Annotated in this window: 16 protein-coding genes; 8 read left to right on the forward strand and 8 right to left on the reverse strand. The window is 64.2% G+C overall.

Translation table 11 applies throughout. The features are described 5' to 3' along the window. Window positions 1–365: 365 nt before the first annotated feature. Genes ahcY through AC25Z0_RS14315 form a run of 5 tightly spaced genes read right to left on the reverse strand, consistent with a single transcriptional unit; the run spans window position 366 to window position 6,155 of the window. Window positions 366–1,853 (reverse strand): adenosylhomocysteinase, encoded by a 1,488-nt coding sequence (ahcY, locus tag AC25Z0_RS14295; protein WP_488121476.1) that lies wholly within the window; start codon window positions 1,851–1,853, stop codon window positions 366–368. 52 nt (window positions 1,854–1,905) lie between these two features. Continuing rightward, the gene (locus AC25Z0_RS14300; protein ID WP_488133646.1) at window positions 1,906–2,904 is read right to left on the reverse strand and encodes an alpha/beta hydrolase; all 999 of its coding nucleotides are present in this window, start codon (window positions 2,902–2,904) and stop codon (window positions 1,906–1,908) included. Between the two features lie 28 nt (window positions 2,905–2,932). Then, entirely contained in the window at window positions 2,933–4,312 is a 1,380-nt protein-coding gene (locus tag AC25Z0_RS14305; protein WP_488133647.1) for an FAD-dependent oxidoreductase, read from the reverse strand. Between the two features lie 12 nt (window positions 4,313–4,324). Next, window positions 4,325–5,404: a polyprenyl synthetase family protein gene (locus AC25Z0_RS14310; protein WP_488121479.1), complete on the reverse strand. Its 1,080-nt coding sequence runs from the start codon at window positions 5,402–5,404 to the stop codon at window positions 4,325–4,327. A 34-nt stretch (window positions 5,405–5,438) separates the two neighbouring features. After that, window positions 5,439–6,155, reverse strand: a complete 717-nt coding sequence (locus tag AC25Z0_RS14315; protein WP_488121480.1) for a demethylmenaquinone methyltransferase — start codon at window positions 6,153–6,155, stop codon at window positions 5,439–5,441. A 75-nt stretch (window positions 6,156–6,230) separates the two neighbouring features. On the opposite strand from AC25Z0_RS14315, the gene AC25Z0_RS14320 reads away from it, so the two are divergent. Further along, window positions 6,231–7,463, forward strand: a complete 1,233-nt coding sequence (locus tag AC25Z0_RS14320) for an isochorismate synthase (protein WP_488121481.1) — start codon at window positions 6,231–6,233, stop codon at window positions 7,461–7,463. Window positions 7,464–7,481: 18 nt separating this feature from the next. On the opposite strand, the gene AC25Z0_RS14325 is transcribed toward AC25Z0_RS14320, so the two are convergent. The 3 genes from AC25Z0_RS14325 to AC25Z0_RS14335 form a co-directional block, all read right to left on the reverse strand. Continuing rightward, a complete protein-coding gene (locus tag AC25Z0_RS14325; protein WP_488133648.1) occupies window positions 7,482–8,342 on the reverse strand; it encodes a PPK2 family polyphosphate kinase in 861 nt (286 codons plus the stop codon). 21 nt (window positions 8,343–8,363) lie between these two features. After that, complete coding sequence (locus tag AC25Z0_RS14330; protein ID WP_488133649.1) at window positions 8,364–10,010, reverse strand: MFS transporter; 1,647 nt, start codon at window positions 10,008–10,010, stop codon at window positions 8,364–8,366. Window positions 10,011–10,071: 61 nt separating this feature from the next. Continuing rightward, on the reverse strand, window positions 10,072–10,629 hold the full coding sequence (locus AC25Z0_RS14335) for a MarR family winged helix-turn-helix transcriptional regulator (protein WP_488121484.1): 558 nt from the start codon (window positions 10,627–10,629) through the stop codon (window positions 10,072–10,074). Between the two features lie 98 nt (window positions 10,630–10,727). Between AC25Z0_RS14335 and idi the strand changes: the two genes are divergently transcribed. The 7 genes from idi to AC25Z0_RS14370 are packed head-to-tail and all read left to right on the forward strand — an operon-like array spanning window position 10,728 to window position 16,407. Then, complete coding sequence (gene idi / locus AC25Z0_RS14340) at window positions 10,728–11,267, forward strand: isopentenyl-diphosphate Delta-isomerase (protein WP_488121485.1); 540 nt, start codon at window positions 10,728–10,730, stop codon at window positions 11,265–11,267. Further along, entirely contained in the window at window positions 11,260–12,306 is a 1,047-nt protein-coding gene (locus AC25Z0_RS14345; protein ID WP_488133650.1) for a polyprenyl synthetase family protein, read from the forward strand. Before idi ends, AC25Z0_RS14345 begins: the two co-directional genes overlap by 8 nt. Beyond that, window positions 12,303–13,202, forward strand: a complete 900-nt coding sequence (locus AC25Z0_RS14350) for a phytoene/squalene synthase family protein (RefSeq protein WP_488133651.1) — start codon at window positions 12,303–12,305, stop codon at window positions 13,200–13,202. Before AC25Z0_RS14345 ends, AC25Z0_RS14350 begins: the two co-directional genes overlap by 4 nt. Then, a complete protein-coding gene (crtI, locus tag AC25Z0_RS14355; RefSeq protein WP_488133652.1) occupies window positions 13,199–14,830 on the forward strand; it encodes a phytoene desaturase family protein in 1,632 nt (543 codons plus the stop codon). Before AC25Z0_RS14350 ends, crtI begins: the two co-directional genes overlap by 4 nt. Next, window positions 14,827–15,165 carry a lycopene cyclase domain-containing protein gene (locus tag AC25Z0_RS14360; protein WP_488121489.1) on the forward strand — a complete coding sequence of 113 codons (339 nt, stop codon included), beginning with the start codon at window positions 14,827–14,829 and terminating at the stop codon, window positions 15,163–15,165. The genes crtI and AC25Z0_RS14360 overlap by 4 nt, the downstream gene beginning before the upstream one ends. Next, the gene (locus AC25Z0_RS14365; RefSeq protein WP_488121490.1) at window positions 15,162–15,521 is read left to right on the forward strand and encodes a lycopene cyclase domain-containing protein; all 360 of its coding nucleotides are present in this window, start codon (window positions 15,162–15,164) and stop codon (window positions 15,519–15,521) included. The genes AC25Z0_RS14360 and AC25Z0_RS14365 overlap by 4 nt, the downstream gene beginning before the upstream one ends. Then, complete coding sequence (locus AC25Z0_RS14370; RefSeq protein ID WP_488121491.1) at window positions 15,514–16,407, forward strand: prenyltransferase; 894 nt, start codon at window positions 15,514–15,516, stop codon at window positions 16,405–16,407. The genes AC25Z0_RS14365 and AC25Z0_RS14370 overlap by 8 nt, the downstream gene beginning before the upstream one ends. Window positions 16,408–16,452 lie beyond the last annotated feature (45 nt).

The raw sequence follows: 16,452 nt of genomic DNA on the forward strand, positions 1-16,452 counted from the left end.
GGACGCACCCGACTTCAGGCCTTACGGCTGTCGCTCCGGGGCAACTTCTCTACCTTACCCCTCCGTGTCCAGCGTGTCAAATCGTGTGTTTTTCATGTTCCAGCCGTGCACAAAGCACACACCGAAACACTCACACGAATCAACGAAGGATACGAGAGGAAGGAATATCAATCCTAAGCAACCAACCCCGATTTCACAAAGGGAAACCAGAGAGGTAAAAGCTTAGGAGTTGGTCCCGCTTGAGGCCGGGGAGCTGATCCGCTCACCCGCACCTTTGGGGTACGTATAGATACATTACGGCCATCCCAGAGACCCGTCAAAAGCACGCCACACCCCGGGCGTGTCGGGCTAAACGTGGCTATTTGTCAGTACCTGTAGTGGTCGGCCTTGTACGGTCCGTCAACGGGAACGCCGATGTATGCCGCCTGCTCAGGAGTGAGAATTGTGAGCTCGACGCCCAGAGCATCGAGGTGCAGTCTGGCGACTTTCTCATCGAGGTGCTTCGGCAACACGTACACACCGATCGGGTACTTCTCCGGGGAGCAGTACAGCTCGATCTGCGCCAGCACCTGGTTGGTGAACGAGTTGCTCATCACGAACGACGGGTGCCCGGTGGCATTACCGAGGTTCATCAGCCGGCCCTCTGACAACACGAGGATGCTGCGGCCATTCGGCAACCGCCACTCATGCACCTGCGGCTTGATCTCAACCTTCACCGCACCCGGAAGATTCTCCAGGCTCGCCATGTCGATCTCGTTGTCGAAGTGCCCAACGTTGGACACGATCGCGAGGTGCTTCATCTGGAGCATGTGCTCCGTAGTGATCACGTTGACGTTGCCTGTGCAGGTGACGAAGATGTCGGCCTGCCCTGCGACGGATTCGATCGTGGCCACCTGGAATCCGTCCATGGCTGCCTGCAGTGCGTTGATGGGGTCGATTTCGCTCACGATGACACGTGCACCCTGCCCGCGAAGTGCTTCGGCTGCGCCCTTACCCACATCGCCGTAGCCGGCGACCAACACGACCTTGCCGCCGATGAGGACATCCGTTGCCCTGTTGAGGCCATCTGGCAGCGAGTGCCGGATGCCGTACTTGTTGTCGAACTTCGATTTGGTGACCGAATCATTGACGTTGATCGCGGGGAACAGGAGCTGGCCGGAAGCGGCGAGCTCGTAGAGGCGGTGCACCCCCGTTGTTGTCTCCTCAGTCACGCCCATGATCTCGGTGGCGATATGCGTCCAACGATCCGGTGCCAGGTCGAGGGAACGGCGGAGCGAGTCAAGGATCACGCGATACTCGTGACTGTCACCGCTCGCAGCGCTTGGCACGGCACGAGCCAGCTCGAACTCGCGTCCTTTGTGCACGAGCAGCGTTGCATCGCCGCCGTCGTCAAGGATCATGTTCGGCCCAACCCAGCTTTCGCCGGCCGCGGCCGCTTCTGCACTCCAGTCGAAGATCTGCTCTGTGCACCACCAATACTCCTCGAGCGTTTCCCCCTTCCAGGCGAACACCGGCACACCGGCCGGAGCGTCTGGGGTGCCCGTCGGTCCGACGGCGATCGCAGCGGCAGCCTCATTCTGCGTCGAGAAGATATTGCAGCTGGCCCAGCGCACCTGCGCACCGAGGGCGACCAGCGTCTCAATCAACACCGCAGTCTGGACCGTCATGTGCAGGGACCCGGCGATCCGCGCACCGGCAAGCGGTGCCGACTGGGCGAACTCGGCCCTGAGTGCCATCAAACCCGGCATCTCGTTTTCGGCCAGCCGCAGCTGATGACGACCAGCTTCGGCAAGAGACAGGTCGGCGACTTTGAAAGAGAAAGGGGCCAACGTGGCCGGATCGGCAGCAGTCATGCGCTCATTCTGTCAGCCAGGGTGGCGATAGTGGAGGGGAGATTTGAGACGATTATCGGCCCAGATATGCCCGCAGCCACCGGGTGAGTTGCCGATACGCGGCAAAGCGCACAGGCTCGGTCGACAGGAAGATATCGTGCAGGGCGTTGTCGATTCGAACAAGGGTGACTGCAGGCCCCAGCTTCGTGGCGCGCACCGCGATGTCGTCCACTCGCAGCACGATGTCGGCCGTCTTCATCTCCGGTGTCCATTTGGGCAGCAGGAGCGAGCGAGCGGACAGCAACATGAAAACCGGGGCGTCGATGGTGAGGCCGTTCGCGACCCTCGTGTGTCCGGCGAGAACCGCGCGCAACCAGGCAGGGTGCGTGGTGAACCCGCGGGGCGGACGCCACTCGAGGTTGTACGTCCACGCGCCATCCTGGGCAGCGGACACCGTTCGGGTGTAGAAACCCAAGTCGACGTTCGGGAGTGGGGCCAGCGGATCGACGATCGCGCCGATCTGCACAATAGGGAGAATAGCGACCCGGCCGACCCCCGTCGCCTGGAACTCAAGCCACGGGCTGTTCAAGACCAGCGCCGCAACCCGGCCGGGGTGGCGGTCTACCCACAGGCTGAACGTCAGGCCCCCGGTGGAGTGACCCATCAGGATGAGCGGCCGTTTGTTCGACGAGCCGGGCGCATGCCCCATGGCGGCCAGGGCCGATTCAATGTCCTCGTCGTAGTCGATGAGGTCGGTGATGAACCCCGGCGTCTGATAGTTGCGCAGGCTGCGACCGTATTTCCGCAAGTCGACCGCGTAAAAGCGGGCTCCAGCGTTGTGCCAGTACTCAGCAAGCTCGGTCTGGAAGAAGTAGTCAGACCAGCCGTGCACGTACAGGACGTCGGCATTCATCGCCGGCGGCCGCGAGAACTCCCACCGGAAAGGTGGCGAGTAGCGCACCAGCGTCGCGACGACCTCGCCCTCGTTGTCAGGGCGAAGCGGCAGGGTCAGCTGCTCGAAGTGTTCACCCAGGACGTCTGGAACCCAACCGCTTTCCTGTGGAGCCGTCATGCCAGGAGGCTACTCCCCCTGTCCCCGACTAGTCGGCGCGCGAGACCTTGACCATTTCCTCACGCGGAACGACCTTGATACGGGTGCGCCCCTCAGCCTCACCGAGCGCGAGCTCGTGCTGGTCGAGGTTGTGCCATCCGCTCAGGTCTGTGTAGTGGATGCCGCGTGAATCAAGCATCTCGACGACGCTCTCCTCAGAGGGCGACTCAGGGTGCCACCAGTCGCCGGAGTCATTGATGAGATGGCGAACCGTCTCCATGGCGTCCGACTTGGTGTGGCCGATGAGCCCGACGGGCCCACGCTTGATCCACCCTGTGGCGTAAACGCCATACATCTGTTCGTTCGCGCCGGCCGAGCCAGAGGTGGGGTCCTTGCGCAATACCTGGCCTTCGCGGTTCGGGACAACGCCGCGCTTCTTGTCGAACGGGATGTCGGCCAGCGGAGAACCGAAGTAGCCGACAGCCCGGTACACGGCCTGAATCGGAAGTTCACGGATCTCACCGGTGCCGATGACTCCGCCCTCACCGTCGGGTGCGGTGCGCTCGAACCGGATCGCGCCGACGTGGCCTGAGCCGTCATCGACAATCTCGATGGGCTTTGAGAAGAAGTGCAGGTGCAGGCGACGACTGGCCTGGCCGGTCTCGCGCTTCCGCCACTGGTTCAGCACCTTGTCGATGACGAAGACCTGCTTGTTGCTTGCCACGGCGTTGCGCGCCGCATCGTCGTAGTCGAAGTCTTCGTCGTAGACGATCATGTCAACGTCGCGCAGCTCGCCGAGCTCGCGGAGCTCAAGCGGAGTGAATTTGACGGATGTCGGACCGCGGCGCCCAAAGACGTGCACGTCGGTCACCGGGGAGGCCTTCAGCCCCTCGTAGACGTTGGCCGGGATCTCGGTCGACAAGAGGTCGTCGGCGTGCTTGGCCAGGATGCGGGACACATCGAGAGCGACGTTTCCGTTGCCGATGACCGCGACCTCCTTGGCATCGAGGGGCCATTCGCGCGGGAAATCGGGGTGACCATCGAACCAGCTGACGAACTCAGCTGCCCCATACGAGCCCTCAAGCTCGATGCCGGGAATGTTCAGGTCTGCGTCTCGCACGGCACCCGTTGCGAAGATGACGGCGTTGTAGTGCTTCTTCAGGTCTTCAAGCGTGATGTCTGTGCCGTAGTGGACGTTTCCGAACAGGCGAATATCGCCCCGGTCGAGCACATCGCGCAGCGCGTTGATGATGCCCTTGATGCGGGGGTGGTCAGGCGCTACGCCGTACCGGACCAGTCCGTACGGAGCAGGAAGGTGATCGAAGAGGTCGATCGAAACGTCGAAGTTCCGCTCTGCCTTGAGGAGGATGTCTGCGGCGTAGATGCCAGCGGGTCCTGCGCCGACGATGGCCAATCGCAACTTGGTCATGGGGGTGCCTTTCTAGCTGGATCGTTCGACGATAGTCTCGGCGAATTTGGTGAGCGCCTTCTTGACTGAACCGGACGGCAGCGGAGCGAGGGATGCAACGGCATCCCTGGCCCAGCGGTGCGCCTCTGTCAGCGTCTGGGCGGTGACGTCGTGCTCACGAAGCGCGGTGATCGCGGAGTCAGCGGCGTCTGTACGGCCAGCGCCCGCGAGGGAGCTGCCCATCACGTCTGCGTCGAGACGGGCGAGCAGGTCGGCGGCCAGAGCATCCGTTTCTGCGCGTTCCCGCAAGCGAAGCAGTGGAAGTGTTTCGACCCCTGCGCGCAGGTCGGTGCCTGGCACCTTGCCGGTTGTCTCCGGCTGTGGCGAGAGGTCGATGACATCGTCGATGAGCTGGAAGGCGATGCCGATCTTCTCGCCGAACTCAACGACGGGCGTCTCGAACTCGGCTGGGGCACCTGAGAAGGCGATGCCGGCCTGAGCGGATGCCGCGATGAGCGACCCCGTCTTGTCTGCCAGCACCTGGATGTAGTGCTGGACCGGGTCTTCGCCGTTCTGCGGGCCGAGTGTCTCGTGCAGCTGGCCAAGGACCAGCCGCTCGAACGTGTCGGCCTGGAGGCGGATGGCACGCTCGCCGAGCCGCGCCATCAACTGGCTGGCGCGCGCGAACAGCAGGTCGCCGGTGAGGATGGCAACTGAGTTGCCCCACACGGTCTGTGCACTGGGCACGCCACGGCGTTTGTCTGCGTCGTCCATGACGTCGTCGTGGTACAGCGACGCCAGGTGGGTGACCTCGATGGCTGCAGCTGCGGTGATCACGTCTGGGACGCCGCCGCGACCCAGGTGCGCGGTGAGCAGGGCGAGCATGGGACGCACGCGCTTGCCGCCGGCTTCAAGCAGGTAGCGGCCGGTGACGTTCGCGATCTGGTCAGCGAAGGTGATCTCAGCGTTCAGCGCGTCTTCGACCTTGTCGAGGCCTTGATCGATGTCGGAGGCCAGTCCACGGTCTGATTTCGTGGAGAAAATGCGATCGGTGAGACCGAGCTGCGACGTTATCGACGCACTGCGACGGACCACGGGGACGCTCGGATTCACTCTGTTAGCCTAACGATCGCTACTGGGGAGGGGCTCAGGATGCGGAATTGCTTGGTTTCACGCCGCGGTGCAATGCCGCGATGCCGAATGTCAGATTACGGTAAGCCACCGAGGTATAGCCCGCCCGTCGAAGCCAGGCACTCAGCTCTTTCTGCTTGGGCCAGGCCTTGATCGATTCGCCGAGGTAGTCATACGCCTCGACGTTGGAGGAGGCGAGCCTGACGATTTTCGGCATCACGTACTTCAAGTAGGCGAAGTAGACGGCCCTGAATGGCGCGAATGGCGGAGTCGTGAATTCGCAGATGACGACGCGCCCGCCGGGCTTGGTGACCCGGTAGAACTCGGCGAGTGCCTTCTGCGGTTCGACGACGTTGCGCAGGCCGAACGAAATGGTGACGGCGTCAAACTCGTTGTCGGCGAAGGGAAGCGCTGTGGCATCCGCTTGCACGAACTCAACCCGGGAGTTGCCTGCCTGGCGCTCGCGCCCGACCGAGATCATGCCCGCCGAGAAATCAGCGGCGACCACGTGGGCGCCTGTCTTGGTGAGTGCGGCGCTTGAGGTTCCTGTGCCAGCAGCCACATCGAGGATGCGCTCCCCCGGTTTCGGGTCGACGGCCTTGGTCGTCGCAATGCGCCACAGGCTGTCCTGCCCCACAGACAGCACGGCATTGGTGCGGTCGTAGTGCGTGGAGACCTGGTCAAACATGGCGGCAATCTGCTCCGGCTGCTTGCTGAGGTCTGCTCTATTCACCCCTCCAGTCTAGGTTGCCGCTGCGCGCGCAGCACGCCGCATGATCGCGCGCACGCACGGGCGTAGGCTGAGGGAGTGAATGCACAGGCTTTGACGGTCGAAACCACCCCCCTCGCCGACATCCGCCAGTTGGTACTCCTGCTTGACCAGCACGACCCGCTGCTCTGGATGCGACGCAATCAAGGCCTCGCCGGTATCGGTACAGCGCTGCGCCTGGAGTTCAGCGGACCGACTCGCATGGCGGATGCCGCGGCAGCGTGGCGCGACGTCGTCGAGGCCGCCACGGTGACAGACCCGTTGGCGCGCACCGGAACCGGTCTCGTGGCATTTGGCGCGTTTGCCTTCGACGACACGTCGGCCCAGACCAGCGTGCTCATCGTTCCAGAGGTGATCGTGGGCCGCGAGAACGGTGTCTGCTGGGTCACCCGCGTGTGGCCGACCGGGCAGGCAGCGCCTGACATCCCCCTCGTACTCACCCCACTCGGCGACGAGTACCGCATCTCGCTGCTCCCAGGCGCGCTCAGCCCTGATGGCTACCGCGACGCCGTGGCCAGCGCCATCACGCACATCAGTGACCAGGACGTGAGCAAGGTCGTACTGGCCCGCGACCTCGTCGGCCGTCTCCCCGTCGAATCCGACGTTCGCCGTGCCATCACCGAGCTGGCGCTCGGATACCCGGACTGCTGGACCTACGCGGTCGACGGGCTCATCGGTTCGAGCCCTGAGACGCTGATCCGCGCTGATCACGGCGAGGTGAACGCCCGCGTACTGGCCGGCACGATGTCGCGCGGCGCTGACGCAGAGGCCGACACCGAGGCCGCGCTTGCCCTGGTCACCTCGACCAAGGACGCCGACGAACATGAGTTTGCGGTGCAGAGTGTGCTCGGGTCGCTGCGCCCGCACACCTCCCACCTCACCGCGAGTGAAATCCCATTCACCCTGAAGCTGCCCAACCTGTGGCACCTGGCCACCGACATCGAGGGCACCCTGAGTGACGGATCGACGTCGCTCGACCTCATCGCGGCCATGCACCCGACGGCCGCCGTCGCCGGCACACCGACGCAGGAGGCGCTCGCGCTCATTCGCGAGCTCGAGCCGTTCGACCGTGGTCGCTACGCCGGCCCCGTCGGCTGGGTGGGAGCGGATGGCGACGGCGAGTGGGCCATTGCCTTGCGCTCTGCCCAGGTCACCCCCGATGGCGACATCACGGCATACGCCGGCTGCGGAATCGTGCTCGACTCAGAGCCGGAGCGGGAGCTGGCGGAGACCAAGATGAAGTTCAGGCCGATCGTGGAAGCGTTCGGCTAGCTCGGGCATTCGGCTAAATCACGACGCCGCGACTCGCTCTCTCTCCGCCCGAACGTCGTAGTCGGCGGGCGGCCACGTGAGCTTCATTGCCGTGAACGCATCGATCAGGAGATGCTGCACGGCGAGCCTGGCGTACCACTTCCTGTCGGCGGGAATCACGTACCAGGGCGCGTCTGACACCGACGTGCGTTCAAGGGCGATCTGGTACGCGGCCTGGTAGTCGTCCCAGAGCAGGCGTTCGTCGACGTCGCTGGGGTTGTACTTCCAGTATTTGTCAGGGCGGCTCAGCCTGGCGGCCAGCCGCCGCTTCTGTTCGTCCTTGCCGAGGTGCAGCATCACCTTGATGATCGTGGTGTCGTCGTCGATGAGTTCCTGCTCGAACGCGTTGATCACGCCGTAGCGTTTCTCAATCTCTGCCGGCGGCGCGAGCTGGCGTACCCGGCCGATCAGCACATCCTCGTAGTGCGAACGGTCGAAGACACCGAGCTTTCCTGCGCCAGGAACGCGTCTCCTGATGCGCCACAGGAAGTCATGCCGGAGTTCTGCCTGCGTCGGCGCTTTGAAGGCGATGTGATCGACGCCTTGCGGATCGACGGCCCCGACAACATGGCGCACAATTCCACCCTTGCCTGCCGTGTCCATCGCCTGCAACACCAGCAGGACTTTGCGGTTGTCGCCCGTCGTGCTGTTCGCGAAGAACTGCTCCTGCAGGTCTGAGAGGATGCCTGCTCCCGTGGCGAGTGCCTTCGTTCCGCGCGACTTGCCGCCGTGGAACCCAGGCGACGAGTCGGTTTTCAGCGCGGACAGCTGGAATCCCTCCCCAACGCGAAGCAGATCGGACGGATCAGCAGTCCAGAATTGTTCGGTGCGAGAGCTCACGGGATCACCTTTCGTCGCTGGTTAGTCTGACGCCGCCTGCCTCGGTTCACCAGTGGTTGCGCCAGCCATGGCACCACTGTCGGCGCCGGCCTCTTCATCCTCCTCCGGCTTCCGCGCTGCGGACAGCCGCAGCGTGGCAGCGAGTCCGATCACCAGGAAGCCTGCTGCGGCAAACGCCGAGTAGCGCGTTCCCTCGCTGAAGGCCTCGCGGGCGGCATCCGCTACTGCTGGACTCTGCGCCTCGAGTGCTGGAATGGCGCCACCTGCGCTGTCGACCACTGCATTGACGATCTCGCTGCGCGCCGCCTCTGGCAGGTCGCTGAGCTTCGCGTCGAGCGATGCGCCGACTGAGGTGAACAGCACGGTACCGAGTACCGCGATGCCGAGCGCCGAGCCGATCTGCCTCGACGTGCTCTGCGTTGCAGACCCCTGGCCGCTCTTGTCGACAGGGACATCCTTCAGGACGACGCCGGTGAGCTGTGCCGTGGCCAGGCCGACACCGATGCCGTAGACAAAGAGGAACGGCACAACGATGACCCAGGTCGCCGTGGCTGAGATTGCGAACCCGAGCCCTGCGACACCCAGGATCTCGGCGACGATGCCGATGCGCACCACAACCTCAGGGGCGACCCGACCTCCGAACGCACCGGAGACACCGCTCGCCACGAATGAACCTGCGGCGAGCGCGAGCAGCACAAAGCCGGTCTGCAGGGCGTCATAGCCGAGCACGTTCTGCAGCCACAGCGGCAGGGAGAGGATGATGCCGAACTCACCGAGTGAAACGATCAGCGCAGCGATGTTGCCGTTGCGGAACGACGGGATGGTGAATAGCGAGAAGGCAAGCAGCGTTGAGCGTCCGGCACGCTGGCGGCGGATGCCCCACCAGACGAACGCAATCCCAGACAGCACGGTGATGGCGAACGCGACGGGGATGGGCGACAGCTCGAACGGCCAGGTCCAGTCGCCGATGACGAATGGCGCGCGGTCGCGGCTCAGCCACCACCCATAGGTGCGTCCTTCGATGAGACCGAAGACCAGGGTTGAGAACAGCACCATAGAGAGGAGAGCGCCGACGACGTCGATGCGGCGGGGTGCGCCATGCTCCTTCGACTCTGCGACGCAGAGCAGCACGCCGGCGATGATGATGATCGCGAAGGGGATGTTGATGCCGAATGCCCAGCGCCAGGAGAACGACGTGGCGAGCCAGCCGCCCAGCAGTGGACCGACGGCAACCATTCCGCCGATCGTCGAGCCCCAGATCGCGAACGCAATGCCGCGCTCCTTGCCCCTGAACGTGGCATTGATGAGCGAGAGCGTCGTCGGGAGCACCATCGCGCCACCCACGCCCTGCAGGAGCCGCGCGGCGATCAACAGGTCGCCGGATTGCGCCAGGCCGGCGAAGACGGATGCGATGGCGAAGATCACCACACCAATAATCAGGATGCGCCGACGTCCGTACCTGTCGCTCAGGCTTCCGAACACCAGCAGCAGTGCCGCGAACACCAGCGTGTAGCTCTCCTGAACCCACTGCACCTGGGTCGAGGTGATCGCGAGGTCGTCGACGATCGACGGGATAACGACGTTGACGATTGTCGAGTCAACGATGATCAGCGCGACGGCGATGCTGATGAAGACGAGGCCGGCCCACCGGCGCCGATCCGCGGTCATCGGGCGCCCGCCACGCGGATACGCGTTCCGACCACGATCTTCGCACCGATCATTCGGTAGTTCATTCGGACACCCTTCGGTGGTGGGCGGCTGATCGCCGCGATTCGTTGTGTGTTTCGTCAGCTGTTGTGACAGCCCCGCTCAGGTCGTCGAGGAAGCTGATGATGGCCCTCTGATCGGCTGGCGTGCGGTCGTGGGCGACGGCCAGCATCCGCTCGTGCATATCACCGAGCGTTTTGCGCACCTCGTGATGGGCATCGGGAGACGGATGCACAATTTGGGCACGACGATCGGTCGGATGCGGTTCGCGGGTGATGTGCCCTGACCGCGACAGCCTGGCCAGCAGTTTGGCCGTCGCCGCAGAGCTGATTCCGAGAACGGACGCGAGCTCTTTCGGCCCGACCTGGTGACCCCTGGCTTCAGCGGCTATGAGATGCCGGAGCGCCAGCAGGTCGGTCTCGTTCATGTCCATGTCTGCCTGCGTTTTAGCACGCATCGCAGAGTCAGCGGCCTTGAAGCGGCGCAGTGCCCGCAACACCAGGATTGCCCTTTCAACGTCTTCCACGTCTTCGTCATACCAGTACGAATCCGTCGTCTCCGGGGCCTCCCAATCTGTCATGACTCCATGCTAACGTTGATCTACCTAACTTGGTTAGTGATTTCTGATGTGAGGATTCGATCCTTCCCGGGATGGAAGTATCGCGAGAGGATGAGCCCATGCTGAACACGGCACAGCGCGAAGAGCTCGTCATCCTGGTCGATGACGATGGCCGCGAGATTGGCACTGCCCCCAAGGCCAGTGTCCACGGAGCTGATACCTCCCTGCACCTCGCATTCTCCTGTTATGTCTTCAATGAGCGCGGGCAGGTGCTCATCACACGAAGAGCGCTGTCAAAGCTCACCTGGCCTGGCGTCTGGACCAACTCGCTGTGCGGGCATCCGCTGCCGGCTGAACCGCTCATCACGGCCGTGAGCCGACGCGCAGAGTACGAGCTGAACCTGCCGATCTCCGACACCACGATCGCCCTTCCCCTGTTCCGCTACCGCGCAACGGATGCGAGCGGCATCGTCGAGAACGAGCTCTGCCCTGTCTACATCGCGACCACTTCCGCAGAACCGGTGCCGAACCCCGACGAGGTCATGGACTACACCTGGGTCGACCTCGCGAGTCTGCGCACCTCCGTACAGGAGACCCCGTGGGCGTTCAGCCCGTGGATGGTTCTCCAGGTCAACGAGCTGGAGGTGTTCCGTGCCTGAACTAACCTCGGCTGGCGTCGAGACAGAGCTGCAGCGCCTGCTCGCCGCGGCCCGGCTACGCGCCAGTGACTACGGCGATCACTACGTCGCCCTCTGGGATGCCTTTGCGAACGCAAGCAATGGCGGCAAACGGATGCGCCCCGCTCTTGTCTTTGCCGCATACTCCGGCTTGGGCGGTCGAGACCAGAGCCTCGTCACCCCCGTCGCCGTCAGCTTTGAGCTCCTGCACACCGCGTTCATCATTCACGACGATGTGATCGACCGCGATCTCACCCGGCGTGGCACGGCGAATATAGCCGGCGAGTTCACGGCGCGGGCACTCAGCCAGGGCGCCTCTCCAGACCAGGCAGGCGTCTGGGCCGTGACGGCCGGGATCCTGGCTGGCGACCTCGCTCTCAGCGAAGCGCATCGTTCCCTCGCCACCCTTGATACCGACGCTGACACGCGTGGAAAGCTACTCGACCTCCTCGATCGGTCTGTCTTCATCTCCGCGGCCGGCGAGCTGGCTGACGTGACGAACACGGCGTCGCTAACTCCCGTGACGATCGCGCAGGTGCTGGAAACCCTGGAGCACAAGACTGCCGTCTACTCGTTCGAGGCACCGCTGCAGGCCGGGGCCATCCTCGCCGGGGCGTCAGCGGAGACGCTCGAAATCCTGGGGCAATTCGGACGACTCATCGGTGTGGCCTTCCAGCTGACCGACGACATCCTGGGTGTCTTCGGCGACCCGGAGATCACGGGCAAGAGTGCACTGAGCGACCTGCGCGAGGGCAAGCAGACCGCGCTGATGGCCTGCGCACGCACCACGAAGGCCTGGCCGGTGATCGCTCCGCATCTCGGTGCACCCAACGCCGGCGAGGCCGAGGCCAGTCTTGTCAGGACGAATCTTCGTTCAAGCGGAGCCCTGCAGGCCGTGCACGAGCTGACGGAGGACTACGCCGCACGGGCCGTCAGGACCCTTAACTCCCCGCATTTGCCCGACCGGCTGCGCGCCACGCTGGGCGAGCTGGCCGATAGCGCTGTGAATCGTCAGCAATGACAGGCAAGCGCACAGCGGACGTCACCGGCATCGCTCAATACAATGCCGCTGCGCTGGCCAGCTCTGCCGTGGTGATCGGCCAGTACTCAACGTCGTTCGGGCTGGCTGCCCGCCTCCTCGAGTCCCGCACGCGGGAGCACATCCGCGCCATTTACGCGCTCGTGCGTATTGCAGATGAAATCGTCGATGGCGCGGCGGCCGGTGCAGGTCTCACCATTCATGAGCAGCGTGAACTGCTCGATGACCTCGAACGTGAGACGCAGGCGGCTACCAGGCGGGGCTACAGCACGAACCTTGTCGTGCATGCCTTCGCACTGACTGCCAGGGAAACCGGCATCGACGACACCCTCACCGCACCGTTCTTCGCGTCGATGAGGCGCGACCTCGACCCAGCGCCGTTCACGCCAGCCGGCGTCGCGGAATACATCTACGGCTCCGCTGAGGTCATCGGCTTGATGTGCCTCTGCGCGTTCGAGGTAGGCGAAACCCGCACCCCTGACGAGGCAGGAATTTTGCGCTCAGGGGCGCAGAGCCTTGGCGCCGCCTTCCAGAAGATCAATTTCCTGCGCGACCTCGCCTGCGACAGCGAGATGCTCGGACGCAACTACTTTCCAGGGGTCGATCCAACCCAGATGACCGAAGCGGAGAAGGACGCCATCCTCGACGACATCGACGCCGATCTGCTCGCTGCCGGTAACGCGCTCCCCCTGTTGCCTGGCGGATGCCGGTCGGCCGTTACCGCCGCACATCGCCTGTTCGCCATGCTGGCCAAGCGCCTGCGTGCGACAAGCGCAACCGACCTGCTGGCCACCAGGGTGCGGGTACCAGACGCCCAGAAGCTGCTGCTTGCCCTCAGCATCTCGGTCGCAGCCGGCAGTGAGGCGCGCAAGCGATGACCGGAAGCAAGACGGCCATCGTCATCGGCGGCGGCATCGCCGGACTGGCCAGTGCTGCCCTGCTGGCCAGGGACGGACACTCTGTCACGCTGCTGGAGGCGAACAACACGCTCGGCGGTCGAGCTGGGAGCTGGGAGGCCAAGGGATTCCGGTTCGACACCGGCCCGTCGTGGTATCTCATGCCTGAGGTGTTCGATCACTTCTTCCGCTTGCTCGGCACCAGCGCCGCAGAGCAACTCGACCTCACCACGCTCGACCCCGGCTATCGCGTTTACTTCGAGTCAGATCCAGAGCCCGTCGACATTGCGACGGATCGTGCCAGCAACGTCGCCACGTTCGAGAGGCTGGAACCGGGAGCAGGGGCCGCCCTCGATCACTACCTGGATTCTGCCGAAGACACCTACCGCACCGCCGTCGACCGCTTCCTCTATACAAGCTTCGCGTCGTTCCGCCCCTTCATCGACCGTGCCGTCACGAGTCGCCTCGGCCGCCTCACCACCCTGCTCACGAAGCCTCTCGACCGCTTCGTTGCCGGATACGTCACCGATCGTCGACTGCAGCAGATCCTCGGCTACCCTGCTGTGTTCCTCGGGTCCTCCCCCGATCGGACGCCTGCCATGTACCACCTGATGAGCCACCTCGACATGAACGACGGCGTGCTCTACCCACAGGGCGGGTTCAGCACCATCGTCGACCGCATTGCGGCGCTGGCGCTGGCAGAAGGCGTGACGATCACGACGGATGCCAGGGTGAGCAGCATCCTCACGCATCCGTCATCCGGTCGCCAGACGAGAGCCGCCGGCGTGCGGTACTCAAGCGCAGACGGCCAGGTTCACGAACTCGCCGCCGACATCGTCGTGTCGTGTGCAGACCTGCACCACACAGAGACAGAGCTGGTCGCCCCAGAACACCGCACGTACCCTGAACGCTGGTGGCAGAAGCGGATGTCGGGGCCGGGCGCCGTCCTCGTCATGCTCGGCGTGCGGGGCGAGATACCGGACCTGACGCACCACACCCTGTACTTCACACGCGACTGGGCCACGAACTTCGGGAAGATTTTCGGGAAGCACCCCGCCGTGCCGACGCCGGCCTCGTTCTACGCGTGCATGCCGAGCTACACCGACCAGAGCGTGGCGCCGAATAATGATTCGAACCTGTTCCTCCTGGTTCCGATCCCGGCCGACCCCGACCTCGGGCACGGCGGCATCGACGGCACCGGCTCGCCCACCATCGAGGCCATCGCCGACAGGGCCATCGCCCAGCTCGCCGAATCTGTCGGGATCCCCGACCTCGTCGACCGCATCGTTGTACGTCGCACCGTTGGCCCTGCGGACTTCGCCGCCGACCTCAACTCTTGGAAGGGCGGCGCACTGGGTCCAGCGCACACGCTGCGCCAGAGCGCCTTCTTCCGCGGGTCGAACAAGTCGAAGCACATCGACGGTCTGTTCTACGCCGGCGGAAGCACGATCCCGGGGATCGGCCTGCCGATGTGCCTGATCAGCGCCGAGATCATGCTCAAGCGCATCCGCTCTGACGCAAGTGCATCACCGTTGCCTGAGCCGCTCACCCCAGCACACCTGAACCCCGCAGCCCAGAATTCTGTGCCCGAGAATACCGAGTCGCGATGAGCGTCCTGTATCTCGCCTGCCTGCTGGGCGGCCTCGGCTGCATGGCGCTGCTCGACTGGCGCTACCGGCTGCTGTTCTGGAACGCCCCTGCCAGGGCCGCGCTGGTGCTGGCCTGCGGGTTGGCCTTCTTCGTGCTGTGGGATCTTGCGGGCATCGGACTGGGTATCTTCTACCGGGGCGAGACGGAGATCATGACCGGGGTGCAGATCGTGCCCAACCTGCCCATCGAAGAGCCGGTCTTCCTGCTCTTCCTCTGCTACCTCACCCTGGTGCTCTACCGCGGGGCGCTGCGCATCCGTGCGAGCCTTGAGCGCCGACCGAGGAGAGCGCAATGACATACGTCGCCCTGAATGCCGCGTTCATCGCACTGTCCGTCGTCGTGCTGGCGATCGCGGTGCTGATGCGACGCCTGACGCGGGAATCGGCGCCCGCGATCATCGGCACGGTCGTGATCGTATTCATCATGACCGCCGTGTTCGACAACCTGATGATCGCCGTCGGCCTGTTCGAGTACAGCTCACAGCACACCTCAGGGCTCAGGATCGGGCTCGCCCCGCTGGAGGACTTCGGCTATCCCCTCGCTGGCGCCCTGCTGCTTCCCGCACTGTGGGCGCTGTTCGGCGGGGTCGAAGAATCCAACCGACCGTACAACTCGCGTGACCTGCAGACGGCGGAGGGCGCCAATGACTGAGCAAACGTTGACCGCCGCCCAGGGCATCCGCCAGATTGTGCTGTCGTCGCGGCCTCTCAGCTGGATCAACACCGCGTTCCCGTTCGCCGCCGCCTACCTGGTGGCCGGCGGCCAGGTCGATGCGCTGCTGATCGTGGGCACCGTGTTCTTCCTGATTCCGTACAACCTGCTGATGTACGGGATCAATGACGTCTTCGACTACGAATCCGACCTGCGGAATCCGCGCAAGGGCGGCGCGGAGGGCGCACTGCTCGAGCCGGGCATGCATGCGCGCGTGATGCTCACCGGCATCCTCCTCGCCATCCCCTTCCTCATCGCCATGATCATGCTGGCCGGCTGGAGCCACCCGCTGGCCTGGCCGATCCTGGCCGTCAGCCTGTTCGCCGTTGCGGCGTACTCCGTGCCAGGTCTTCGATTCAAGGAGATCCCGTTCCTGGACTCGGTGACATCGAGCATCCACTTCGTGAGCCCCGCCGTCTTCGGCCTTGCGCTGGTGGGGGCCGATGTAACGCCAAGCCTGGTGGCGCTCCTCACGGCGTTCTTCTTCTGGGGAATGGCAAGTCACGCCTTCGGCGCGGTTCAGGATGTCGTGCCAGACCGCGAAGCCGGCATCAGTTCCATTGCAACGGTGTTGGGTGCGGCTGTGACTGTGCGACTGGCGATCGTGCTGTGGCTGCTTGCCGGGGTGCTCATGCTCTTCACTGAATGGCCAGGACCGCTGGCCGCTGTGCTCGCGCTTCCCTACGTGATCACAGCCCTGCCGTGGATCAGCGTGCCAGACGAGCGCTCAGACCAAGCTAATGCCGGCTGGAAGCGATTCCTGTGGTTGAACTTCCTGAGCGGCTTCATCGTGACCATGCTGCTCATTGGCTATTCAATGGCATAGGCGGCTATTCGATGGCATAAGCGCAGGCCTGGATATGATCAGCAC

The sequence above is a fragment of the Leifsonia sp. Y862 genome (genome assembly GCF_057669585.1).